Below are 20,773 nucleotides of genomic sequence, written 5' to 3' on the forward strand. Positions count from 1 at the left end.
GAGAACATCGTAAGAGTGTCATGTTCCGCCGCCTTTCCTGCCTTGTCCTGATCCTGTTGTCACTCGCCTCTGCCGCCGCCGCGCAGAGCCTGAACGTGTCGACCGTGACCCGCCCGCCTTTTTCGATGGTCGAGGACGGGGTCGATACCGGCTTTTCAATGGAATTGCTGGCCGCGTTGGCGCAGACGCTGGAATGGGATTACGACATCGTCAGGCACGAGGCCTTTGCCGACATGCTGACGGCCGCGCAGAGCGGCGCGTCGGACCTTGCCATCGCCAATATCTCGATCACTGCCGCGCGCGAGTCCGCCATGGATTTCAGCCAGCCTATATTCGAGGCAGGGCTACAGATCATGGTGCCTTATGGGCAGGCGGGCAGCCCGTCCTTGCTGCGGGCGCTGATGTCGATGGACCTGTTCATCGCCATTGGCGTGGCCTTTGTCATCCTGCTGACCGGCGGCATGCTGATGTGGTATTTCGAACGCCGCGCGCAGCCCTATTTCGACCGCAAGCTGAACGAGGCGTGGTTCCCGTCCTTCTGGTGGGCACTGAACCTCGTCGTCAATGGCGGGTTCGAGGAACGGGTGCCGCGCACCGCCTTTGGCCGGGTGTTCGGCGTGATCCTCGTGATCTCTTCGCTGTTCATCGTGTCGGTCTTCACCGCCAAGATCACCTCGGTTATGACGGTGAACGCGATCACCGGCACGATCAACACGGTGAACGACCTCTACGGGCAACGGGTGGCGACCATCTCGGGCTCGACGGCGGCCGGGTTCCTTGAACGGCGCGAGATCGACTATGCCGCTTATGACGGGCTGGAGCCGATGATCGCCGATTTCGAGGATGGGGCGCTGGATGCCGTGGTGTTCGACGCGCCGATCCTGTCCTATTACGCCACGCATGAGGGCCGCGAAACGGCAAGCATGGCCGGCCCGGTCTTTCTGCGCGAGAATTACGGCATCCTGTTTCCAACCGGTTCGGCCCTGCGGGAGGATGTGAACCGCGCGCTATTGCAGCTGCGCGAGGACGGCACCTATGACCGGATCTATCGCAAGTGGTTCGGCAACCGCGACTGACGGTCAGTGGGCCGGGCCGTCCCCGAAGAACGGCGTCATCTGCGCGACGATCACCGCGTTTTCATCAAGCGCGCGCTGCATGAGGGCGCGTTCGTCCTCGTCGATCTCGTGCCCTTCGGCCTCGCGCTCGGCCAGCGTACCATAGCCGGTCACGTCGAGCGGCGCGGTATCGGCCTGTTTCAGGATGGCGACGGTTTCGCGCACGGCCTCGGCCTCGTCCACGCCGGAGGCGTAGCACATCAGGGCGGCCCCGGTCGCGCCTTCGGGCAGGCCGTCGCCCTCCTTGCGCCCGATCTGGACGAGAAGCGTGTAGACCTGCTGGCGGGAGGGCTTTTTCGGCTGTGTCATGCGCGCCGCAATAGCCTTGGGCCGGGCAGCGGTCAATGGGCATGCGGATCGGTACAATTCATGGCGAATTGCAGGGATTTGCGCGCATCGCGTAAGCGAAACGGCAAGACTTGCCGCGCTAGGCACGGTTCCGGACCAGACAACCGGAAGACCACCCATGCCCAGCGCACAGGAATTGCCCATCGATACAACGGCCTCGGCCGAAGCCATGGCCGAGGAGATGTTCGGGACCGGCATCGACATCGTTTCGGCCAGCTACACCGGCGCCTCGGCGGCGTCGGGGATCTATACCGACGGCGACGCGGTGGCACCAGGGATCACGCCGGCCGACAGTGGCGTGATCCTGTCCACCGGGCGGGCCAGCGACGTCACCAACAGCGCGGGCGATGCGAATGACAGCTCCGGAACCTCGACCCGGTTCGGCCGCGCGGGCGATGACGACCTTGACGAGATCGCGGGCGCAAGCACCTTCGACGCGGCGATTTTCGAAGCGGAGTTCGTGCCGGAGGGGTCGGTCCTGTCCATGCAGGTCGTGTTTTCGTCCGAGGAATACCTGGAATATGTCGGCTCGGGCTTCAACGACGCGGTGGGGATCTGGGTCAATGGCGAAAAGGCCGAACTGACCGTCGGCGACGGCGATATCACCATCAACAACATCAATGACGAGAGCAATTCCAACCTCTATGTCGACAATCCGGCCAGCGCCGAAAGCTTCAACACCGAGATGGACGGGTTCACCGTCACCCTGACGCTGAAGGCCCCGGTGACGCCCGGCGAGGTCAACACCATCAAGATCGGCATCGCCGATGGCGGCGACGGGCATTACGATTCGAACCTGTTGATCGCGGGCAACTCGGTCCAGACGGCGCTGATCGCGCAGGACGATGCGGTCGAGATCACCGGCGGCAACGAGGAGGTGGTGCAGGTTCTGTCCAATGACAGCTCGACCGCGGCGCCGGGCAGCCTGACGATCACCCATATCAACGGCCAGCCCGTGAGCACGGGCGATACGGTGACGCTGTCGACCGGCGAGGAGATCACGCTGAACGGTGACGGGAGTTTCACCATCGATTCCGACGGGTCGGAAGAGGCGTCGAACACTTTTTCCTACCAGGTGGCGGATGCGGCGGGAAATACCGATACCGGCTTTGTCACCATCGACACGACGCCCTGTTTCGTGGCCGGAACACGTATCGACACGCTGCGCGGCAAGGTGGCGGTGGAGGCGCTGCGCGTGGGCGACATGGTGCTGACGCGCGACCGCGGGCCGCAACCGGTGCGCTGGATCGGGATCAGCGAACGACTGGCCGAAGGGCCGGATGCGCCGGTCCTGATCCGGCGCGGCGCGCTGGGGGATCACGACGCGCTGGCCGTGTCGCCGCAGCATCGCATTCTGCTCGGCTCGGGCCGGGCGCAGCTGCTGTTCGGCACGGATGAGGTGCTGGTCGCCGCGAAACACCTGGTCGACGGGCGCGCGATCCGGGTCTGCGCCGATGGCGCGCCGGTGACCTATGTGCACCTGCTGTTCGACCGGCACGAGATCCTGCGCGGCAACGGGCTGGAAAGCGAAAGCTATCATCCCGGGGACATGACGCTGGGCGCGTTCGATCCGCGCCTGCGCGACGAGGTGCTGCGGCTGATGCCCGACCTCGCCGCGCGCGACCTGGGCTATGGCCCTGCCGCGCGCCCGGCCCTGCGCGGGTTCGAGGCGCGCGCGCTGATCCGGGCTTGAGTGCGAAGTCAGTAGGGGTTGCGCGCGGCGCGCTTGTCCGAGAGCGAGCCCTGTCGCCGTTCGACAAGACGCTCGATCGCATCGGCAAGATGGACACGGTCGATATGGCCGTCGCCCTTGGCGACGCGGATCCTGTGCGCCTCGATCATCACGTCGGCGTGGCGGCACCCCTCGGGTGGTTCGAACCGGTAGCTGGCCAGTTCGATCCGCAGGCCCAGCGGGTCGCGGAAATAGATCGAATCCATGAAGCCCCGGTCGACCGGGCCGGAATGCGACACGCCACGCGCGTCGAGCCGGTCGGCCACCTGCCAGAACGTCGCCTGGCTGACATTGAGGGCGAGGTGATGGAGCGAGCCGACCGCCTCGGGCACGGGGGTGGCGTCGGGCTTGCGATCCTCGCTGGTGAAGATGGTGATCAGGCGGCCATCGCCGGGATCGAAATAGAGGTGGCCCTGGTCCGGGTCATCAAGGTTGGGCTGATCGAAAATGAAGGGCATGCCGAGCACCCCTTCCCAGAAATCGATGGATGTCTGGCGGTCGGCACCAATGATCGTGATGTGATGCACGCCCTGGGTCTGGATTTTTCTGAGTTCGCCGCTTTCGGACATGGACACCTATCCTTTGTCAGGGGTCCGGCGCAGGGTCGCGCGCCGGTTCGATGTCACGGTAGCGCGGCGGGCGCGCGAGACAAAGCCACGCGCGCCTTGCCGGGGCGTCAATCGCGCAGCAGCTCGTTGATGCCGGTCTTGGCGCGGGTCTTTTCATCGACGCGCTTGACGATGACGGCACAGTAGAGGTTGAGGTTGTTCTTGGTCGGCATGGAGCCGGAGACGACCACGGAATAGGGCGGCACCTCGCCCATGAAGACCTCGCCCGTCTCGCGGTCGACGATCTTGGTGGACTGACCGATATAGACGCCCATGCCCAGCACCGAGCCCTCGCGTACGATCACGCCTTCGACGACCTCGGAGCGGGCGCCGATGAAGCAGTTGTCCTCGATGATGGTGGGGCCGGCCTGCATCGGCTCCAGCACGCCGCCGATACCGACGCCGCCCGACAGGTGCACGCCCTTGCCGATCTGAGCGCAGGAGCCGACCGTGGCCCAAGTATCGACCATCGTACCCTCGTCGACATAGGCACCGAGATTCACAAAGGACGGCATCAGAACGACGCCGGGCGCGACATAGGCCGATTTGCGCACGATGCAGTTGGGCACCGCGCGAAAGCCCGCGGCGCGCCATTCGGCATCGCCCCAGCCCTTGAACTTGCTGTCGACCTTGTCCCACCAGTGGCCGCCCTGCGGGCCGCCATCCTGCTGTTCCATGTCCTTGAGACGGAAGCCGAGCAGCACGGCCTTTTTCGCCCACTGGTTCACGTGCCAGTCATTGCCGCGCTTCTCGGCCACGCGCAGCTGGCCGGAATCGAGCGCCTCGAGCGTGGACTCGATCGCTTCGCGGGTCTCGCCGCCGGTCGAGGGGGTGATCGTGTCGCGCTGTTCCCAGGCGGCTTCGATGGCGGTTTCGAGCTGTGCGTTGGACATCTGCGGTGTCTCCCCTGCGTGCGTGTCACGGTTTCAATGCGCTATACTGCGGCGGTCCGCATGGCACAATGCGGCATTCAGGGAAACGGGTCCGGCGCGATGTTGCCGCCGCAGACCAGAACGGCCACACGTTCACCCGGCGCGGGACGGTAGGCGCCCGACATGAGCGCGGCCAGCGCGGTGGCCCCCGCCGGCTCGACCAGCAGTCGACGTTCGCGCCAGAGCGCCTGTTGTGCCTGCGTGATGGCGGCGTCCGGGACCACGACGCTTTGCATGCCCCGCGCTAGGCCGAAGCAGATCGAACCGATCCGGCGCGCGCCGAGCGCGTTGGCGGCAACGCCCGAGACCGTGACATCGACCGGTTCGCCCGCCTCGAGCGCTGCGTTGAGCGCGCGGGAGGTTTCGGGCTCGACCGCGACGACCTTGCGACGACCCGCGAACCACGCAAGCGCACCCGCGATCAGCCCGCCGCCGCCAACGGCGACGAGCACCGTGTCAGCCTCGAGGCCTTGCGCCTCCCACTCGGCAAAGCAGGTGCCCTGCCCGGCCACGGTGGCGGGCGCGTCATAGGCGTGGATCTGCATCGCGCCGGTTCTGGCCGCGTGCTCTTGCGCCTGCTGGGCGGCATTCGCGTATTCGCCCGGCACCACGGAGAGCTTTGCACCCGTCCGTTCGATCAGGGCGATCTTGGCGGGTCCGGCCATTTCGGGGACGAAGATTTGCGCCTGATGTCCCAGCGTCCGTGCGGCATAGGCGGCGGCAGCCCCGTGATTGCCGCCCGAGGCCGCGACGATGCCGGCGGGCGGTACATCGGACGACAGCAGCGTGTTGAACGCCCCGCGCGCCTTGAAGCTGCCGGTATGCTGGAGCTGCTCGAGCTTCATCTCGACCGGGTGGTCGAGACCGAAGCCCGTGGTCGTCATGACCGGGGTGCGCTGCACGTGACCCGCGATCCGCTCTTGCGCCGCGCTGATTTCGGCCGTCCAGTCCATCTGAGCCCTCCCGGTTACTGGCGTTGCGGTCGCGGACCCTATACGGGTGGGACGAACAGGAAAAGCGGGGATATCCCAGACATGACCGACGAGCGCCACAGCACCTTTCGCGATGCCTCTCTCGACCGCAGCACGGCCCGTGACGTGCCGGACACGCCGCAGACACGCTCGCCCTCGTACACGCTGGCCTTTGCCGACGAGGAATTCCTGTGCCGCGAGGCGCTGCGCCCGGTGCGGTTGCAGCTGGAACTGCTGAAGCCCGAGTTGCTGCTGGAAGAACGCAACATCACCTCGACCGTGGTGATGTTCGGAGGCGCGCGCATTCCCGAACCCGCCAAGAAGCACGTGGCGCGGACCCGTACGCTGGCCGAGCTGTCGCATTACTACGACGAGGCGCGGGAATTCGCGCGGCTGATGACGCTGAAATCGAACGAGACGGATTGCCGCGAGAACGTGATCGTCACCGGGGGTGGACCGGGCGTGATGGAAGCCGGCAATCGCGGCGCGCATGACGCGGGCGGCTGTTCCATCGGGTTGAGCATCGTGCTGCCGCACGAGCAGGCGCCGAACGCCTATGTCACGCCCGAGTTGAGCTTCAACTTTCACTATTTCGCGATCCGCAAGATGCATTTCCTGATGCGCGCGCGGGCGATCACCATCTTTCCCGGCGGATTCGGGACGATGGACGAGCTGTTCGAATCGCTGACGCTGATCCAGACCGGACGGATGGAACGCGTGCCGTTCCTGCTGTTCGGGCGCGACTTCTGGGAGCGGGTCATCAACTGGGAGGCGCTGGCCGATGCCGGCACGATTGCCCCACAGGACCTGGACCTGTTCCGTTATGTCGAAACCGCACAGGAGGCAGTCGAAATCATCGACAACTGGGACCCTGCCCCGCCGCGGTCCGAGATTCCTGGCCGCGAAGCACCCAAGGCGCGGCGCGCGGATGGCTTGGGCGGCTGAGGTTCAAGCGAATTGCGGGGGCAGCATGCCCAGTTCGGTGCCTTGGGGCAGCTTGGTCACGATGCGTGCGCCATGCACTTCCTTGATGCCGTAGCCGAAGCCCGCGATGCGGAATTTCCACTCGCGCGCGCTGAGCGCCTTTTCGCGTTCGCGGGTCAGAACGTCGAGGATGCCTGCCTCGATCATCGTGCCGCCGATATCTGCCTGTGCCATGGTTTTCGTCCCTCCTGGATTTGTTCCCAAGATGGAAACTGACTGTTGAAGAGGGCCGAAATTTACCGGGATTGAGGAAAAATCGGGGCAGGCCGCCCTGCCCCGTTGCGCGGCGGTCACTTTGCCTTGGTTTTCTTTTCGCGCAGTTCCTTGAACAGGAAAATCGGGATCAGCACGGCTGCGATCAACGCGCCAAGCCAGACCAGCAGCGTTGCGGCGAGCAGGTTGGCAACCCCGCCGATCGTCAGGCCGGTGGTGATGACATCGGTGAGCAGCAGGCCCACGAAGGTCACGACAAGCGCGATGCCGCCCTTCATCGCGGGAACCTGGCGGTCGCTGACACGGCTGAGCAGCGGTTCGGCGATGACCTGCACGAGGGTGAAGATCGCGACAACGACGATGAAGGAGAGCGGCGCGATCGTGAAGCCTTCGAGCAGGAGCGAGGCGAGAAGCAAGCCCACGGCATTGCCGATCAGCAGGGCCGCGGCAGAAAGTAGCCTGCGGGACATTCGGGAAACTCCGTTCAGGTTCAATCGGCCCGAGCCTAGGACGGGCCGGACGGAATTGCCAATGATTCCGTGGCTTGGCGTCTTGGTTTGCGTCCGTGCCGTGCCCATGTTTACATTTTGGCGGCGGAATGTGTCCGCCCTGAACCAGACGAGCGCGTGATGAGCAAAGACCCCTATTCCGTCCTTGGCGTCGCCAGGACGGCCAGCCAGGACGAGATCAAGAAAGCCTATCGCCGGATCGCCAAGGAGTGCCATCCGGACCTGAAGCCCGGTGACGAGGTGGCAGAGGCACGGTTCAAGGCGGCGGCGGCGGCCTATGACCTGCTCAAGGATCCCGAAACGCGGGCGCGGTTCGACCGGGGAGAGATCGACGCTTCGGGGCAGGAGACGGCGCAGCAACAGTATTACCGGCAGTATTCCGAGGCCGCGGGCAACCCCTATCGCCGGGCGCAGGCCGCGGGGGCCGGACAGGATGCCGGGTTTGAGGACATGTCCGACATCTTTGCCGAGTTCATGCGGCGACAGGCGGGAGGCGGGTTCGGCGGTGGCCAAGGCACGCGGCGCGAATACGAGTTTCATGCTCCGGGGCATGACCGGCGTTACGCGATGGAGATCTCGTTCCTTGACGCTGTGTTCGGGGCGGTGAAGCCGATCACCCTGCCCTCGGGCGACAAGCTGGAGGTGCGCATCCCGGCCGGTATCGCGGACGGCCAGACGGTTCGGCTGCGCGGCAAGGGCGATCCGGGGCATGGCGGCGGTGCGCCGGGAGACGCGCTGGTGACGATCAGCGTCGCCGCGCATCCGGTGTTTCGCCGCGAGGGCGACGATATCCATATCCGCCTTCCGGTGAGCCTGGACGAGGCGGTGCTGGGCGGCAAGGTAGCGGCCCCCACGATCGACGGGCGGGTATCTGTGACCATCCCCGAGGGCACCAGCAGCGGCAGGACACTGCGCCTGAACGGCAAGGGCGTGCAGCGGCGTGGCAAGGACGGTCGCGGCGACCAGTTCATCGAGATCGCCATCGTGATGCCCGACAAGGTGGATGACGGGCTGCGCCGCTTCATGGAAGACTGGCGGCAGGAGAACGGATACGACCCAAGGAAGGACATGCCGGCATGACACGTCTGTATTCCGAGGAAGAGGTGATCGCGCGGGTTTCAGCCCTGACGCCGGGGCGGCTGGTGGCCTATCGCGAGGCACGGATCGTGGTGCCGATGACGGCCGAGCGCGGCGAGGTCTACGAGGGGCTGGACCTGGCACGGCTGGAGTTGGCCTGTGAGTTGAACGACCATTACGAGGCCGAGGCCGAGGCGATCGGGCTGATGATATCGCTGATCGACCAGCTACACGGCGTCCGCGCGGAGTTGCGTGCGTTGATGCACGCGCTGGAGCACCAACCGGAGGACGTCCGCAGGCGGGTCGCGGACGTCATTCGCAAGGCCCGGTTCGGAGGATGACGGGTCGGATCGCTGACGCGATCCGATCAGCGGGGGGCTCTGCCCCCCGCACCCCCCGGGATATTTCCGGCAAGAGGAAGAAGCGGGGTGGCGCTTAGCCGGACAGGCCGGCCTCGGCTTCGATCTGCTTGCGGGATTTGCGGGCCCGTTCGGTCGCAGATTTGAGCTGGCCGCAGGCTGCCATGATATCCTCGCCGCGCGGAGTGCGGATGGGCGAGGCGTAGCCGGCCTGGTAGATGATGTTGGCGAAGGCGCGGATGCGGTTGTTGGAGCTGCGCTTGTAGGGCGCGCCGGGCCATTCGTTGAAGGGGATCAGGTTGATCTTGGCGGGGATGTTGTGTCGCTTGATGTGGTCGATCAGGCGGTGGGCATCCTCGTCGCTGTCGTTCACGCCTTGCAGCATGACATACTCGAAGGTGATGCGTTCCGAGTTCGACGCCTTGGGATAGGCGGCAAGCGCGGTCAGCAATTCCTCGATGTTCCAGCGCTTGTTGATCGGCACCAGCTTGTCGCGGGTCTCGTCCGTCGTGGCGTGAAAGGAGATGGCGAGCAGGCAGCCGATTTCATCGGCGGTGCGCGCGATTTCGGGCACGACACCGGAGGTCGAGAGCGTGATGCGGCGGCGCGAGAGCGAGATGCCCTCGGGGTCCATCGCGATCTTCATCGCGTCGCGGACATTGTCAAAATTGTAAAGCGGCTCTCCCATGCCCATGAGCACGATGTTGGACAGCAGGCGGGTTTCGTCCTTGGGCGCGCCGGGCGTCGGCCATTCGTCGAGATCGTCGCGGGCCATCATGATCTGGCCGACGATTTCACCCGCCGTCAGGTTGCGCACCAGTTTCTGCGTGCCGGTGTGGCAGAAGGAACAGGTCAGGGTGCAGCCCACCTGGGAGGAGACGCAGAGCGTGCCGCGATCCTCTTCGGGGATGTACACCACCTCGACCTCGTGCCCGCCGGCGATGCGGACGAGATATTTGCGGGTGCCGTCGGTCGAGATCTGGCGCGAGACCATCTCGGGGATCTCGATGGTGAAATGATCGGCCAGTTGCGCGCGGTATGCCTTGGCAAGGTTCGTCATCTCGGCAAAGTCGCGGCGACCCCACTGGTAGATCCATTGCCAGATCTGGTTGACCCGCATCTTGGCCTGTTTCTCGGGCGTGCCCATGTCGATCAGCGCCGTGCGCATCGCGTCGCGGGTCAGGCCCACGAGGTTCGTCTTGCCGCCCTCGGGCAGTTTCCGGGGGAGGGTCAGGACATCCTGGGTGATTGGCGCATCTGCGGACATGGCGGGCGACTCGCGGTTCTGGGTGAATGCGGCTCTATATAGGAAAGCGGCGCGGGATCAAAAGGGTTTATGGATCGGCGCCCGGAACGCCTGCCTTGCGCAGCCCGTCGAGGAAGTGGTCGCGATAGGCATTGTCCTGAAACCGCTGGAAGGCGCTGAAGGTCTCGAATGTGGGCTCGAACCCCAATGTGCGCAGTTCCTCCATCTCCCACTCGGCATCGTCCGTTCGACCGAGATGGCCATAGGTCGAAACCACGTAGATGTGGTTGGGGCGCCAGCGGGAATTACGCTTTATGGATTTCAGGAAGCTTTCCTCGGCGGCTTCGTAGCGGGTCAGGTGGAATTGGTTCGCGCCCAGGGCATAGAAGTACCAGAAGGGGAAATGCGGGTTGAGCCGCATCGCGGTTTCGATATGGGCGAGCCCCTCTTCGGCGCGGCCCATGAGGTGCAGCGTGTTGGCCAGCATGGCGTGACCGTCAGCATAGTTGGGGTCGATGGCGATGGCCTGCCGGAGGCTGTCGAGTGCCTCCTCGCCATCGAAGAATTCCTTGCGGGTGTAGACGCGGGCCAGCGCCCAGTAGGCTAGCGGCAGGTTCCGGTCCTTGGCGATCGCCTCGCGGGCGAGACTGCGTGCCAGTTCGAGGGCGGTTGTCGGCTCCTCGGTCCAGCCGGATTCGACCGCCATGGTATAGGCGGTGGCCAGCCGGGCCTTGGCGGTGACGAAATCGGGATCATGTTCGAGGGCCTCGTGATAGAGGCGGATCGCGGCGCGGGTGGAGTCGCGGGTAAAGAAGCTTTCCTGCTGTCGGGCGCGCAGATAGGCGTCGTAGGCTTCGGTGTTCTCGGTCATGGTGCGCGAGAGTTTCTCGGCCTCTTCGGGGGTCAGCTCGACCTTGAGCGCGGCGGTGATGCGGCTGCGGACATCGTCCTGAAGCTCGAAGATGTCGGCGACCTTGCGGTCGTAGCGTTCCGCCCAGACATGCGCGCCGGTATCGGTATCCACGAGCTGGGCGTTGATGCGGATACGGTCGCCGGCGCGGCGTAGACTGCCGGTGACGATGTAGCGGACACCCAGCTGCGTGGCGACGGTCGACAGATCGATGGCATTGTCGCGGTAGGCAAAGCTCGACTCGCGGGCGATGACCAGCAGGCCGGAGACCTTGGCCAGATCGGTGATGAGGTCGTCTGTGATGCCGTCGGCGAGGTAGTCTTCTTCACCGGAAGCCGAGAGGGAATCGAAGGGAAGAACGGCGAGCGAGGGAAGCAGCGCCGCTTGCCTTACCGCTGGTTCGGGCGCGGTCGGCGAGGCGCGCCAGGGTTGCCAGAGGATTGCGGCCAGTCCGACGCAGAGCACCGCCAGCGATGCCGCGATCAACCTTTTGGGCGCGGGGCGCGGTGGCGCAGCGCCACTGGCCTGCGGTTCGGCGCGAAGAACATGCACCGGGCGGGATATGTTCTTGACCTGTTGCGCGCCCATGTCGCGCCAGCCAATGCCGAGGCGCGGCTCGACATGGTCGTGGACCTGTTTCGAGACGAGGACGGCGCCAGGTTCGGCCAGGGATTCGAGGCGTGCGGCAATGTTCACACCGTCGCCGTGGAGGTCATCGCCCTCGGCGATCACGTCCCCGAGATGGATGCCGATGCGCAGGGCGATCGGGTGGTGCCGGGCCATGTCGGACTGGATCTTGAGCGCACAGGACACGGCATCGACAACGCTGGGAAACTCGGCCAGCAGGCCATCGCCCATGAGCTTGAAGACGCGGCCGCCACTTTCACCGATGCGGGGCATGACGGTTTCGGACAATAGAACCTGCAGGGCATCGTATGTGCCCTGTTCGTCAGCTTCCATCAGGCGGCTGTATCCCGCGACATCCGCCGCGAGGATCGTGGTGAGACGCCTTTCCAAAACGTGCGCTCCGGTTCCGCAGGGGTGACCCCTGCGGATCAAATCCTACGGACGGAGCGTTTCGCGGTCCAGATGCTTGCGCGCCCGAGCGGCGCCGCAGGGCGGGTCAGCCGCCGCAGCGTTTCTCGGCGTCCTCGAAGGCGGCGGTGAACCCAAGGAGCGAGAAAGTATCCTTGGTCTGTGTACCGCGCGAAGAGCGTGCCGTGAGCACCGCCTCGGTCCCGCGCTTGAGGGCGGTGATGATCTTGGCGTCGTCCGCCTCGGTCGCGGGCCAGGCCCATTCGCCCTCGGTGAAAAGCTCGAACTCGGTTCCGCCGATATTGAGATTGACGGTCGAGCCTTCGGCGAACGGGTAGCCGCCGGTAAAGGTCACCTGCCCGTCGACGCCCGCGTTGGGCCTGAAGAACACGAAGAGCAGGATGTCGCCGCGCCGCACCGCGACGACGCGCCCGCCGCGCGTGTTGACCGTTTCCTTGGGCGAGGAGACGCTCCAGCATTCGGTTGGGTCATCCTCGACGAAAACGCTCCAATCGGTCTTGGCCGCGACCCGGTTGGTGCTCTCTGCTTCTTGCGCATGTGCGTTTGGTGTGACTGTTACGGCGGCCATCGCGGCCATGCACAGGCCCGCGACGCCGCAGGCGAGCTTCGATCCCATTTGTCCAGCCTCCTAGACCGACCTTAACCTCAATTGTTCCGGGACGTGCGGCGCTTTGCTGCCCGTCTGACTTGTACGTCCCTTCGTTTGCCGACATACACCTACTATCGCAGGTTTCGCCATGAACGAAAGGCCGATTGGCAAGTTTTCGCGCAGGAAAGGAATGCAGCATGACCGACCCCGTGACAATGACCGAACTGTGGCGCGGCGAGCTGCTGGAAAGCCTGCATCGCGGTCATGCCGTGATCTGCGACGAGACGGGGCAGGTGGTTCAGGCCTGGGGTGATCCGGGCGCGGTGATCTATCCACGCTCGTCATGCAAGATGATCCAGGCGCTGCCGCTGATCACCTCGGGCGCGGCGGCCAAGTGGCAGCTGGGGCCGGAGCAGCTTGCGCTGGCCTGCGCGTCGCATAACGGAGCGGCGATCCATACCGACCGGGTCCGTGCCTGGGCCGAGATGCTGGGGCTGGGCGAGGCGGATTTCCGATGTGGCCCGCAGGACCCCGACGATCGCGATGCGCACGAGGCGTTGATCCGCGCGCATGAGCAGCCGTGCCAGATCCACAACAACTGTTCGGGCAAGCATGCCGGGTTCCTGACGCTGTCGCAGCACATGGGCGCCGGGCCGGAGTATATCGAGATCGACCATCCTGTGCAGCAGGCGGTGCGCGCAGCCTTTGAAGAGGTGACGGGTGAGACAAGCCCGGGTTACGGCATCGACGGATGCTCTGCACCGAATTTCGCCACGACGGTCGAGGGGCTTGCACGTGCCATGGCGTGGTTTGCCAGCGCGGGCGGGCGCAGCGACAGGCAGAGCGCGGCCGCGGTCGACCTGGTCGATGCGATGACGCGCCATCCCGAGTTGGTGGCCGGAGAGGGACGGGCCTGCACCGAACTGATGCGCGCGATGGGCGGGCGCGTTGCCATCAAGACCGGCGCGGAAGCGGTGTTCGTCGCGATTATCCCCGAGAAGAAGCTGGGCGTAGCGGTCAAGATCGTGGATGGCGCGACGCGGGCCAGCGAATGCGCCATCGCGGCGATCCTGTCCCATCTGGGTGTGCTGGATGCGGACCACCCCGCGGCCCGCACCTTTCTGAACCCCGAGATCAAGAGCCGGCGCGGTATCCATGCCGGCGAGATCCGCCCGGCCGGGGGGTTCCCGGCCTAACGGTGCCTCGAGGATCTACATTTCCATGATCTCGGCCACCTCGACCGACCCGGTTCCATCGGCGACCATCGGGCAGCCCTTGGCGAGATCGCAGGCAGCCTGATGCGTGTCGGCACGTATGACGGTAAAGCCCGAGACCGGGTTGGCGCCGCCATCGCCCGCCATGCCTTGCGCACTGACTGTCATGGACTGGCCCACCGGGTTGCCGGGCACGACGATCGCGTCGCCCATGTTCTGAAACCATGCGCCCCATTCGGCCATGGCCTTTTCGCCCTCTTCCGGCGTCTGCGGTTTCTTGCCGCCGTGATAGGCGAAGAGATATTGCGGCATTGGTCTTTCCTCCCTTTTTTGGCGCTCAGGTGTCGAGCAGTGCGGTGAGCTTGTTGAGCGTCGATGTCCATCCGGCCTCGTGCTCGGCCGTGTCCGCGGCAAGATCGCGATGATCTATAGTCAGTTGCGCGCCTTCGGGCGCGGCGGTGACGGTCAGGGTAACATGGCTTTCGTCGCCGCGGCGGTCCGACTCGTCATGCCAGGCCCAAGTGAACCCGACCGAGCGCGGGGGATCGACATGGGTGACGTGGCCCGACACCTTGAACCGCTGGCCTTCGGCATTCGCCATGACCGACGACCAAGGCCCGGTGCGGGTAAAGTCGATATCGCTTTCGGGCACTGTCATGCCTTCGGGCCCCCACCATTTCAGGATGCGTTCGGGTCGGGTCACCCATTCGAACAGGCGTTCGGGCGGAACAGGAAAGCGGCGCGACAGGGTCAGGTCGGTCATGGTGCCTCCTCGTCGAGAATGGCGGCTTCGAGCCGGTCGAGGCTTCCCTCCCAGAAGTCACGCTTGGAGATCGTCCAGTCGGCGATGAGGCGGAGCCCATCGGGGCGGATGGAGTAGAGCCGTTGCGCCCCGACGCTGCGTTGCGTCACCAGCCCGGCCTCGCGCAATATCTTCAGGTGACGCGAGATCGCCGCGCCCGAAATGCCCCGCCCTTCGACAAGGTGGCCTGCGGGGCGTTCGCCATCGGCCATCAATTGCTCGACGATCCCGAAACGGACCGGATCGGAGAGCGCGGAGAAGGTATCGAGCAGCTTTGTCATGACCTTCATTTAACACAAATGTTAAATGAAGTCGAGCGGCTTTTCGGAAGTACGTTCAGCCTGCGAATTCGCTGCGAGAATAGCCTTGCAGGTACAAAAGCGCGGTCAGGTCACCGTGATTGATACGGATATCGCACGTTGCCGCGACCGCCGGTTTCGCATGAAGCGCAACCCCCATTCCGGCGCGATGCAACATGCCCAGATCATTGGCCCCGTCGCCAACGGCGAGGACATCGTCCTCGGTCACGCCGAGCCGGGTGCTGATGCGTTCGAGCGCCGAGACCTTGGCTTCGCGCCCCAGGATCGGTCGCCTGACGTCGCCGGTAAGCTTGCCATTCTCGACCAGCAGGTCGTTGGCGTGGTTCTCGTCAAAGCCCAGCATGGATGCCACCCGGTCGGTGAATGCGGTGAACCCGCCCGAGACCAGCGCCGAGTAGCCGCCATTTGCCCGCATCGTGGCCAGCAAGGTCTGCGCGCCGGGCATCGGTTCGATACGTGTTTCGATGACATGGGGGATGACCGATTCGTCGAGACCGCGCAGCAATGCGACCCGTTCCAGCAGCGATCCGTCGAAATCGAGCTCTCCGCGCATGGCACGGGCGGTAATCTCGCGCACGCGGTCGCCTACACCGGCCTCTTCGGCGAGCTCGTCAATGCATTCCTGCCTGATCATCGTGCTGTCCATGTCGGCGAGCAGTATCTTCTTGCGGCGATTCGCAGCCGGGTGCACGACGAGATCGGCGCCCATTCCCTGCAGATCGGCCCAGACATCCCAGCGGTTACCGGGCATGTCCGGCAAGGCGAACTCGGCCGCCTCGTCAGGGGCGAGCCACTGAACCGCGCCACCGCCCCATGCGTTGCGCAGCGACTCGACAAGGGCGGGGTCGAGAGTGGGCGCAGCGGGATCGGTCAGGAGCGTGGCAATGTACATCGGGCATGTTCCTTTGGACGGGTCGCCCCCTTCTTTGCCCTGTGCAGCGCAGTGTCAATGCGGTGAGAAGGGCGCCACCACGCTTCGGAGCGCAATGGCGCGGATCGGAAACTTTTGCGATGGCCATGCCGCGACATTCCGCATCGCGTCGCATTTTGAAGTTGCAGTGCCGCATTCCACCGCTTATTGCGGTCCGTGGGACACCCCTCCCCAACGAGGGGCGTATATCTGGAAGGGTAACACCTATGGCTATCGACCAACCGGCAACGCGGCCGGCTAATCCGCGTTTCTCTTCGGGCCCCTGTGCCAAACCTCCTGCATTCGATCTGAACAAGCTCTCCGGCGCCGCGCTCGGCCGGTCTCACCGCGCTGCGGTGGGCAAGGACAAGCTGAAAGCCGCGATCGAGGAGACGCGAGAGATCCTCGGCGTTCCGGCGGATTACAAGATCGGCATCGTACCCGCTTCGGACACCGGCGCGGTCGAAATGGCCATGTGGAGCATGCTGGGCGCACGTGGCGTCGAGATGCTGGCCTGGGAAAGCTTTGGCGCGGGCTGGGTCACCGACGTGGTCAAGCAACTGAAACTGGACAACGCGATCGTGAAAACCGCCGAGTATGGCGAGATCGTCGACCTGGCCTCGGTCGATTTTGCCAACGACGTCGTGTTCACATGGAACGGCACGACCAGCGGCGTGCGTGTGCCCAATGGCGACTGGATCGCGGATGACCGCGAAGGCCTGACGATCTGCGACGCGACAAGCGCGGCCTTTGCCCAGTCCCTGCCGTGGGACAAGCTGGATGTAACGACCTTCTCGTGGCAGAAGGTTCTGGGCGGCGAGGCGGCACACGGGATGCTGATCCTGTCCCCGCGCGCGGTGGAGCGGCTGGAAAGCTATACGCCCGCGTGGCCCATGCCCAAGATCTTTCGCCTGACAAAGGGCGGCAAGCTGATCGAAGGTATCTTCAAGGGCGAGACGATCAACACGCCCTCGATGCTGGCGGTCGAGGATTACCTGCTGGCGCTGGACTGGGCGCGCTCGGTCGGCGGGCTGGAGGGTCTGATCCACCGCGCCGACGCCAACACCAAGGCGGTGGCCGATTTCGTCGAGATGCGCGACTGGATCGATTTCCTTGCGCATGATCCGGCGACCCTGTCGAACACCAGTGTCTGCCTGAAGTTCACCGATGCGCGGATCAAGGATGGTGCAGGTTTCGCCAAGGCGGTGGCCAAGCGGCTGGCCGACGAGGGAGTCGCATATGACATCGGCGCCTATCGCGATGCCCCTCCGGGCCTGCGGATCTGGTGCGGCGGCACGGTTGAAACTTCGGATATCCAGGCGATGCTGCATTGGCTGGACTGGGCATTCGAAGCCGAAATCGCCGCGCAAACCGAAACCGCCTGATCGACTGACCGCTCGACGCTCCCTTGCGGATGCTCTTCGATTGAAGAGTCCGCGAGGGCATGCGGGGCGCACCCTATTCCAGACAAGGACCTGAGAACATGGCCCCTAAAGTACTCGTATCCGACAAGCTGAGCGAAACCGCCGTACAGATCTTCCGTGACCGCGGGATCGAGGTGGATTTCATGCCCGACCTGGGCAAGGACAAGGACAAGCTGGCCGAGGTGATCGGCAATTACGACGGCCTGGCAATCCGCTCGGCCACCAAGGTCACGCCGACCATCCTTGAAAACGCCAATCGGCTGAAGGTTGTCGGCCGCGCCGGGATCGGCACCGACAATGTCGACAAGGAAGCCGCGTCCAAGAAGGGCGTGATCGTGATGAACACGCCCTTTGGCAACATGATCACCACGGCCGAGCATGCCATCGCGATGATGTTCGCCGTGGCGCGCCAGATCCCCGAAGCCAGCGCATCGACCCATGCGGGCAAGTGGGAAAAGTCGAAATTCATGGGTGTCGAACTGACCGGCAAGACGCTGGGCGTGATCGGCGCGGGCAATATCGGCGGGATCGTCTGTGACCGTGCGCGTGGCCTCAAGATGAAGGTCATCGCCTATGATCCCTACCTGGGCGAGGAGAAGGCCAACAAGATGGGCGTCGAGAAGGTCGAACTGGACGATCTGCTGGCGCGGGCCGATTTCATCACGCTGCACGTGCCGCTGACCGATGGCACCCGCAACATCCTGTCCAAGGAAAACCTGGCCAAGACCAAGAAAGGCGTGCGAATCATCAACTGCGCCCGTGGCGGTCTGGTCGACGAAGAGGCGCTGGCCGAGTTGCTGAAATCCGGGCACGTGGCAGGCGCAGCCTTTGACGTGTTTGCCGAGGAACCGGCCAAGGAAAACCCGCTGTTCAACCTGCCCAACGTGGTCTGCACCCCGCATCTTGGCGCGGCGACGACCGAAGCGCAGGAGAACGTGGCGCTGCAGGTGGCCGAACAGATGTCGGATTACCTGCTGACGGGTGCGGTGACCAACGCGCTGAACATGCCGTCGGTCACGGCCGAAGAGGCAAAGGTCATGGGTCCGTGGATCAAGCTGAGCGACCATCTGGGCAGCTTCATCGGCCAGATGACGGATGAGCCGGTCAAAGCGATCAACATCCTCTATGACGGTGTCGCGGCCGAGATGAATCTGGAGGCGCTGAACTGCGCCGTAGTGGCGGGCATCATGAAGCGGGTGAACCCCGACGTGAACATGGTCTCGGCCCCGGTCGTGGCCAAGGAACGCGGCATCAAGATCTCGACCACGAACCAGGACCAGTCGGGCGCCTTCGAAGGCTACATCAAGGTGACAGTGGTCACCGAGAAGCGCGAACGCTCGGTCGGTGGCACGGTATTCAGCGACGGCAAGCCGCGCTTCATCCAGATCAAGGGCATCAACATCGATGCCGAGATCGGGCAGCACATGCTTTACACAACCAACGAGGACGTACCCGGCATCATCGGTGCGCTGGGTCGCACCCTGGGCGATAATGGCGTCAACATCGCGAACTTCACCCTTGGCCGGAAAGAGGCCGGCGGCGAGGCGATCGCCCTTCTTTACGTGGACGACCAGGTTCCTGCCGAGGTACGCGCCAAGCTGGCCGAAACCGGGCTGTTCAACCAGATCAAGCCGCTTGAATTCGACGTGGCCTGATCGGGCATCCAGACATGTGAAAGGGCGGTCCGGCGGGCCGCCCTTTCCGTTTGCGGAACCGGCGCGACGGGTGCAGTGTCGCCGCGCCAGTGTTTGAGGAGATATCCATGACCCGACCGATCTATGCCGTCGGAGACATTCACGGACAGGCCGAGATGCTCGATACCGCGCTTGGCCGGATCGAGGCGGATGGCGGCAGGGATGCGCGGGTGGTGTTCCTGGGCGACTACACCGATCGCGGACCCGACAGCCGGGGTGTTCTGGATCGCCTGATCGCCGGACAGGCAGAGGGGTGCGACTGGATCACGCTCAAGGGTAATCACGACCGGATGTTCGCGATGTTCATGCGCGACGTGCCCACACCGGACGACCGGTTGCTGGTCGGGTACCACTGGCTGCACGAGCGGATCGGCGGGGTCGAAACGCTTGCCTCTTACGGGGTCGAAGTACCCGATGGCGCCCGCACCTACCAGGTGCACGAGGAGGCAAAGGCCGCCGTGCCGCAGGCGCATGTCGAGTTTCTCAACGGTCTGCCGAATTACCACGAAGAGGGGGGCCTTCTGTTCGTGCATGCCGGGATTCGCCCCGGTGTCGCACTGGCGGAGCAGAGCGAGCATGACCTGATCTGGATCCGGCACGAATTCCTCGACGATCCCCGTCCGCATCCGTGGCTGGTGGTGCATGGGCACACACCGCTCAAGGCGCCGCGGCACCACGGCAACCATGTAAACCTCGACAGTGGCGCGGGGTATGGCCGTCCCCTGACGGCGGCCGTGTTCGAGAACGACAGGGCCTGGCTGCTGACCGAGCGGGGGCGCGAACCGCTTACCCCCACAGGTCGGTAGACAGGTATTTCAGCCCGCTGTCGCAGATAATCACCGCGACCGCGCCGCCCCGTTCGGGCCCCTCCAGAAGGCGCAGCGCGGCGGCGACGTTCGCGCCGGCAGAAAAGCCACCGAAAATTCCCTCTTCGCGGGCGAGGGCGCGGGATGTTTCGCGCGCCTCTTCCCCGGTGATCTGAAGGTGACCGTCAGCTGCGACGCCCTGCAATGCGGCCAGGTCGGGCATGGCGTATCCCCCGCCCTGGATCGGGTGGCCCGGTCGGGTGATGGGCTGGCCAGCCAGCACGGCCGCGCCTTCGGGTTCTACGAGATAACCGCGCAAGCCGGGCGCGCGGGTCCGCAACCCCCGCATCACGCCGCCGAACGTGCCGCCGCTGCCTGCGAAATCGACGAACGCCGTCAACATTCCCTCACCCTCTTTCCAGAGTTCGGCCGCGGTGCCGGCCTCATGCGCGGCGGCGTTGCCCGGGTGGTTGAACTGGTCGGCGCGGAATGCGCCCCGGTCGGTGCAGATGCGCTGCGCCTCCTGCTCCACCAGGGCCAGATCGGCGCCCGACACCTCTCCGGGGACCGATCCGGGGGCCTGGTCCACCAGCACGACTTCGGCCCCGAGCGCGGTCATCATCCGGGCCCGTTCCGCCGAGTTGCCCCGGCTCATCACCGCGACGAACGGATAACCCTTGATCCCGCACACGATGGCGAGGCCGGTGCCCATGTTGCCCGAGGTCAGCTCTACCACCACCTGCCCCGGTTTGAGCGACCCGTCCCGCTCGGCGGCCTCGATGATGCCCAGCGCCGCGCGATCCTTCTTGGAGAAACCGGGGTTGAGATAGTCGAGCTTGGCCAGAACGCGGCCCTCAAGACCGCGCGTGGCCACCATCCGGTCGAGCCAGACCGCGGGTGTCCGGCCGATTGCCTCGACGATGGAATTCAGCGCCATGCCATGTCCTTTTGTTA

The 20,773-nt window shown here is 64.9% G+C and carries 23 protein-coding genes; 9 read left to right on the forward strand and 14 right to left on the reverse strand.

The window, feature by feature from the left end:
* Positions 1–20 precede the first annotated feature (20 nt).
* Positions 21–1,076, forward strand: coding sequence for a transporter substrate-binding domain-containing protein (locus ACFORG_RS00490; protein ID WP_386733411.1), 1,056 nt, complete (start codon positions 21–23; stop codon positions 1,074–1,076).
* Between the two features lie 3 nt (positions 1,077–1,079).
* Here ACFORG_RS00490 and ACFORG_RS00495 read toward each other — a convergent pair whose 3' ends face one another.
* The gene (locus ACFORG_RS00495; protein ID WP_386733412.1) at positions 1,080–1,424 is read right to left on the reverse strand and encodes a hypothetical protein; all 345 of its coding nucleotides are present in this window, start codon (positions 1,422–1,424) and stop codon (positions 1,080–1,082) included.
* A 157-nt stretch (positions 1,425–1,581) separates the two neighbouring features.
* Here ACFORG_RS00495 and ACFORG_RS00500 point away from each other — a divergent pair, with 157 nt between their 5' ends.
* Positions 1,582–3,156, forward strand: coding sequence for a choice-of-anchor L domain-containing protein (locus tag ACFORG_RS00500; RefSeq protein ID WP_386733413.1), 1,575 nt, complete (start codon positions 1,582–1,584; stop codon positions 3,154–3,156).
* 8 nt (positions 3,157–3,164) lie between these two features.
* Here the strand turns inward: ACFORG_RS00500 and ACFORG_RS00505 are convergent, their stop codons facing one another.
* The 3 genes from ACFORG_RS00505 to ACFORG_RS00515 form a co-directional block, all read right to left on the reverse strand.
* Entirely contained in the window at positions 3,165–3,764 is a 600-nt protein-coding gene (locus tag ACFORG_RS00505) for a VOC family protein (RefSeq protein WP_386733414.1), read from the reverse strand.
* Between the two features lie 107 nt (positions 3,765–3,871).
* Positions 3,872–4,696, reverse strand: a complete 825-nt coding sequence (gene dapD / locus ACFORG_RS00510; RefSeq protein ID WP_386733415.1) for a 2,3,4,5-tetrahydropyridine-2,6-dicarboxylate N-succinyltransferase — start codon at positions 4,694–4,696, stop codon at positions 3,872–3,874.
* 77 nt (positions 4,697–4,773) lie between these two features.
* Complete coding sequence (locus ACFORG_RS00515) at positions 4,774–5,688, reverse strand: threonine/serine dehydratase (RefSeq protein ID WP_386733416.1); 915 nt, start codon at positions 5,686–5,688, stop codon at positions 4,774–4,776.
* 81 nt (positions 5,689–5,769) lie between these two features.
* Between ACFORG_RS00515 and ACFORG_RS00520 the strand changes: the two genes are divergently transcribed.
* Positions 5,770–6,651 (forward strand): LOG family protein, encoded by an 882-nt coding sequence (locus ACFORG_RS00520; RefSeq protein ID WP_386733417.1) that lies wholly within the window; start codon positions 5,770–5,772, stop codon positions 6,649–6,651.
* A gap of 3 nt (positions 6,652–6,654) precedes the next feature.
* Here the strand turns inward: ACFORG_RS00520 and ACFORG_RS00525 are convergent, their stop codons facing one another.
* Together ACFORG_RS00525 and ACFORG_RS00530 are read right to left on the reverse strand one after the other, a co-directional pair.
* Positions 6,655–6,864: a hypothetical protein gene (locus tag ACFORG_RS00525; protein ID WP_386733418.1), complete on the reverse strand. Its 210-nt coding sequence runs from the start codon at positions 6,862–6,864 to the stop codon at positions 6,655–6,657.
* Between the two features lie 116 nt (positions 6,865–6,980).
* The gene (locus tag ACFORG_RS00530) at positions 6,981–7,373 is read right to left on the reverse strand and encodes a hypothetical protein (protein ID WP_386733419.1); all 393 of its coding nucleotides are present in this window, start codon (positions 7,371–7,373) and stop codon (positions 6,981–6,983) included.
* A gap of 159 nt (positions 7,374–7,532) precedes the next feature.
* Between ACFORG_RS00530 and ACFORG_RS00535 the strand changes: the two genes are divergently transcribed.
* Both ACFORG_RS00535 and ACFORG_RS00540 read left to right on the forward strand, forming a co-directional pair.
* Complete coding sequence (locus ACFORG_RS00535; RefSeq protein ID WP_386733420.1) at positions 7,533–8,492, forward strand: DnaJ C-terminal domain-containing protein; 960 nt, start codon at positions 7,533–7,535, stop codon at positions 8,490–8,492.
* Positions 8,489–8,830, forward strand: a complete 342-nt coding sequence (locus ACFORG_RS00540) for a hypothetical protein (protein ID WP_386733421.1) — start codon at positions 8,489–8,491, stop codon at positions 8,828–8,830. The genes ACFORG_RS00535 and ACFORG_RS00540 overlap by 4 nt, the downstream gene beginning before the upstream one ends.
* Positions 8,831–8,924: 94 nt before the next feature.
* Here the strand turns inward: ACFORG_RS00540 and rlmN are convergent, their stop codons facing one another.
* The 3 genes from rlmN to ACFORG_RS00555 all read right to left on the reverse strand — a co-directional run bounded on the left by rlmN (position 8,925) and on the right by ACFORG_RS00555 (position 12,676).
* Positions 8,925–10,115, reverse strand: coding sequence for a 23S rRNA (adenine(2503)-C(2))-methyltransferase RlmN (gene rlmN, locus ACFORG_RS00545; protein ID WP_386733422.1), 1,191 nt, complete (start codon positions 10,113–10,115; stop codon positions 8,925–8,927).
* 67 nt (positions 10,116–10,182) lie between these two features.
* Positions 10,183–12,021, reverse strand: a complete 1,839-nt coding sequence (locus ACFORG_RS00550) for an adenylate/guanylate cyclase domain-containing protein (RefSeq protein WP_386733423.1) — start codon at positions 12,019–12,021, stop codon at positions 10,183–10,185.
* A 106-nt stretch (positions 12,022–12,127) separates the two neighbouring features.
* Positions 12,128–12,676 (reverse strand): invasion associated locus B family protein, encoded by a 549-nt coding sequence (locus ACFORG_RS00555; RefSeq protein WP_386733424.1) that lies wholly within the window; start codon positions 12,674–12,676, stop codon positions 12,128–12,130.
* A 170-nt stretch (positions 12,677–12,846) separates the two neighbouring features.
* On the opposite strand from ACFORG_RS00555, the gene ACFORG_RS00560 reads away from it, so the two are divergent.
* A complete protein-coding gene (locus ACFORG_RS00560; protein WP_386733425.1) occupies positions 12,847–13,845 on the forward strand; it encodes an asparaginase in 999 nt (332 codons plus the stop codon).
* 15 nt (positions 13,846–13,860) lie between these two features.
* Here the strand turns inward: ACFORG_RS00560 and ACFORG_RS00565 are convergent, their stop codons facing one another.
* Genes ACFORG_RS00565 through serB form a run of 4 tightly spaced genes read right to left on the reverse strand, consistent with a single transcriptional unit; the run spans position 13,861 to position 15,877 of the window.
* On the reverse strand, positions 13,861–14,175 hold the full coding sequence (locus ACFORG_RS00565; RefSeq protein ID WP_386733426.1) for a hypothetical protein: 315 nt from the start codon (positions 14,173–14,175) through the stop codon (positions 13,861–13,863).
* A gap of 25 nt (positions 14,176–14,200) precedes the next feature.
* On the reverse strand, positions 14,201–14,626 hold the full coding sequence (locus ACFORG_RS00570) for an SRPBCC family protein (RefSeq protein WP_386733427.1): 426 nt from the start codon (positions 14,624–14,626) through the stop codon (positions 14,201–14,203).
* Positions 14,623–14,946: an ArsR/SmtB family transcription factor gene (locus tag ACFORG_RS00575; RefSeq protein WP_386733428.1), complete on the reverse strand. Its 324-nt coding sequence runs from the start codon at positions 14,944–14,946 to the stop codon at positions 14,623–14,625. Before ACFORG_RS00575 ends, ACFORG_RS00570 begins: the two co-directional genes overlap by 4 nt.
* Before the next feature lie 55 nt (positions 14,947–15,001).
* Positions 15,002–15,877 (reverse strand): phosphoserine phosphatase SerB, encoded by an 876-nt coding sequence (gene serB / locus ACFORG_RS00580; protein WP_386733429.1) that lies wholly within the window; start codon positions 15,875–15,877, stop codon positions 15,002–15,004.
* A gap of 245 nt (positions 15,878–16,122) precedes the next feature.
* Here serB and ACFORG_RS00585 point away from each other — a divergent pair, with 245 nt between their 5' ends.
* The 3 genes from ACFORG_RS00585 (at position 16,123) to ACFORG_RS00595 (ending at position 19,819) form a co-directional block, all read left to right on the forward strand.
* Entirely contained in the window at positions 16,123–17,280 is a 1,158-nt protein-coding gene (locus ACFORG_RS00585) for a phosphoserine transaminase (protein ID WP_386733430.1), read from the forward strand.
* A gap of 98 nt (positions 17,281–17,378) precedes the next feature.
* Entirely contained in the window at positions 17,379–18,974 is a 1,596-nt protein-coding gene (gene serA, locus ACFORG_RS00590; protein WP_386733431.1) for a phosphoglycerate dehydrogenase, read from the forward strand.
* 107 nt (positions 18,975–19,081) lie between these two features.
* On the forward strand, positions 19,082–19,819 hold the full coding sequence (locus ACFORG_RS00595) for a metallophosphoesterase family protein (RefSeq protein WP_386733432.1): 738 nt from the start codon (positions 19,082–19,084) through the stop codon (positions 19,817–19,819).
* Here the strand turns inward: ACFORG_RS00595 and ACFORG_RS00600 are convergent.
* Entirely contained in the window at positions 19,800–20,756 is a 957-nt protein-coding gene (locus ACFORG_RS00600) for a PLP-dependent cysteine synthase family protein (protein ID WP_386733433.1), read from the reverse strand. The genes ACFORG_RS00595 and ACFORG_RS00600 overlap by 20 nt on opposite strands.
* Between the last annotated feature and the right edge of the window lie 17 nt (positions 20,757–20,773).

Source organism: Lutimaribacter marinistellae (assembly GCF_042648365.1).
In the GTDB taxonomy this organism is placed as follows: Bacteria; Pseudomonadota; Alphaproteobacteria; order Rhodobacterales; family Rhodobacteraceae; genus Lutimaribacter_A; species Lutimaribacter_A marinistellae.

What these genes read in the sequence shown, in the direction of transcription:
- ACFORG_RS00490 (WP_386733411.1), top strand. Translation starts at nt 21, where the DNA reads ATGTTCCGCCGCCTTTCCTGCCTTGTCCTGATCCTGTTGTCACTCGCC.
- ACFORG_RS00495 (WP_386733412.1), bottom strand. Translation starts at nt 1,424, where the DNA reads ATGACACAGCCGAAAAAGCCCTCCCGCCAGCAGGTCTACACGCTTCTC.
- ACFORG_RS00500 (WP_386733413.1), top strand. Translation starts at nt 1,582, where the DNA reads ATGCCCAGCGCACAGGAATTGCCCATCGATACAACGGCCTCGGCCGAA.
- ACFORG_RS00505 (WP_386733414.1), bottom strand. Translation starts at nt 3,764, where the DNA reads ATGTCCGAAAGCGGCGAACTCAGAAAAATCCAGACCCAGGGCGTGCAT.
- dapD (WP_386733415.1), bottom strand. Translation starts at nt 4,696, where the DNA reads ATGTCCAACGCACAGCTCGAAACCGCCATCGAAGCCGCCTGGGAACAG.
- ACFORG_RS00515 (WP_386733416.1), bottom strand. Translation starts at nt 5,688, where the DNA reads ATGGACTGGACGGCCGAAATCAGCGCGGCGCAAGAGCGGATCGCGGGT.
- ACFORG_RS00520 (WP_386733417.1), top strand. Translation starts at nt 5,770, where the DNA reads ATGACCGACGAGCGCCACAGCACCTTTCGCGATGCCTCTCTCGACCGC.
- ACFORG_RS00525 (WP_386733418.1), bottom strand. Translation starts at nt 6,864, where the DNA reads ATGGCACAGGCAGATATCGGCGGCACGATGATCGAGGCAGGCATCCTC.
- ACFORG_RS00530 (WP_386733419.1), bottom strand. Translation starts at nt 7,373, where the DNA reads ATGTCCCGCAGGCTACTTTCTGCCGCGGCCCTGCTGATCGGCAATGCC.
- ACFORG_RS00535 (WP_386733420.1), top strand. Translation starts at nt 7,533, where the DNA reads ATGAGCAAAGACCCCTATTCCGTCCTTGGCGTCGCCAGGACGGCCAGC.
- ACFORG_RS00540 (WP_386733421.1), top strand. Translation starts at nt 8,489, where the DNA reads ATGACACGTCTGTATTCCGAGGAAGAGGTGATCGCGCGGGTTTCAGCC.
- rlmN (WP_386733422.1), bottom strand. Translation starts at nt 10,115, where the DNA reads ATGTCCGCAGATGCGCCAATCACCCAGGATGTCCTGACCCTCCCCCGG.
- ACFORG_RS00555 (WP_386733424.1), bottom strand. Translation starts at nt 12,676, where the DNA reads ATGGGATCGAAGCTCGCCTGCGGCGTCGCGGGCCTGTGCATGGCCGCG.
- ACFORG_RS00560 (WP_386733425.1), top strand. Translation starts at nt 12,847, where the DNA reads ATGACCGACCCCGTGACAATGACCGAACTGTGGCGCGGCGAGCTGCTG.
- ACFORG_RS00565 (WP_386733426.1), bottom strand. Translation starts at nt 14,175, where the DNA reads ATGCCGCAATATCTCTTCGCCTATCACGGCGGCAAGAAACCGCAGACG.
- ACFORG_RS00570 (WP_386733427.1), bottom strand. Translation starts at nt 14,626, where the DNA reads ATGACCGACCTGACCCTGTCGCGCCGCTTTCCTGTTCCGCCCGAACGC.
- ACFORG_RS00575 (WP_386733428.1), bottom strand. Translation starts at nt 14,946, where the DNA reads ATGACAAAGCTGCTCGATACCTTCTCCGCGCTCTCCGATCCGGTCCGT.
- serB (WP_386733429.1), bottom strand. Translation starts at nt 15,877, where the DNA reads ATGTACATTGCCACGCTCCTGACCGATCCCGCTGCGCCCACTCTCGAC.
- ACFORG_RS00585 (WP_386733430.1), top strand. Translation starts at nt 16,123, where the DNA reads ATGGCTATCGACCAACCGGCAACGCGGCCGGCTAATCCGCGTTTCTCT.
- serA (WP_386733431.1), top strand. Translation starts at nt 17,379, where the DNA reads ATGGCCCCTAAAGTACTCGTATCCGACAAGCTGAGCGAAACCGCCGTA.
- ACFORG_RS00595 (WP_386733432.1), top strand. Translation starts at nt 19,082, where the DNA reads ATGACCCGACCGATCTATGCCGTCGGAGACATTCACGGACAGGCCGAG.
- ACFORG_RS00600 (WP_386733433.1), bottom strand. Translation starts at nt 20,756, where the DNA reads ATGGCGCTGAATTCCATCGTCGAGGCAATCGGCCGGACACCCGCGGTC.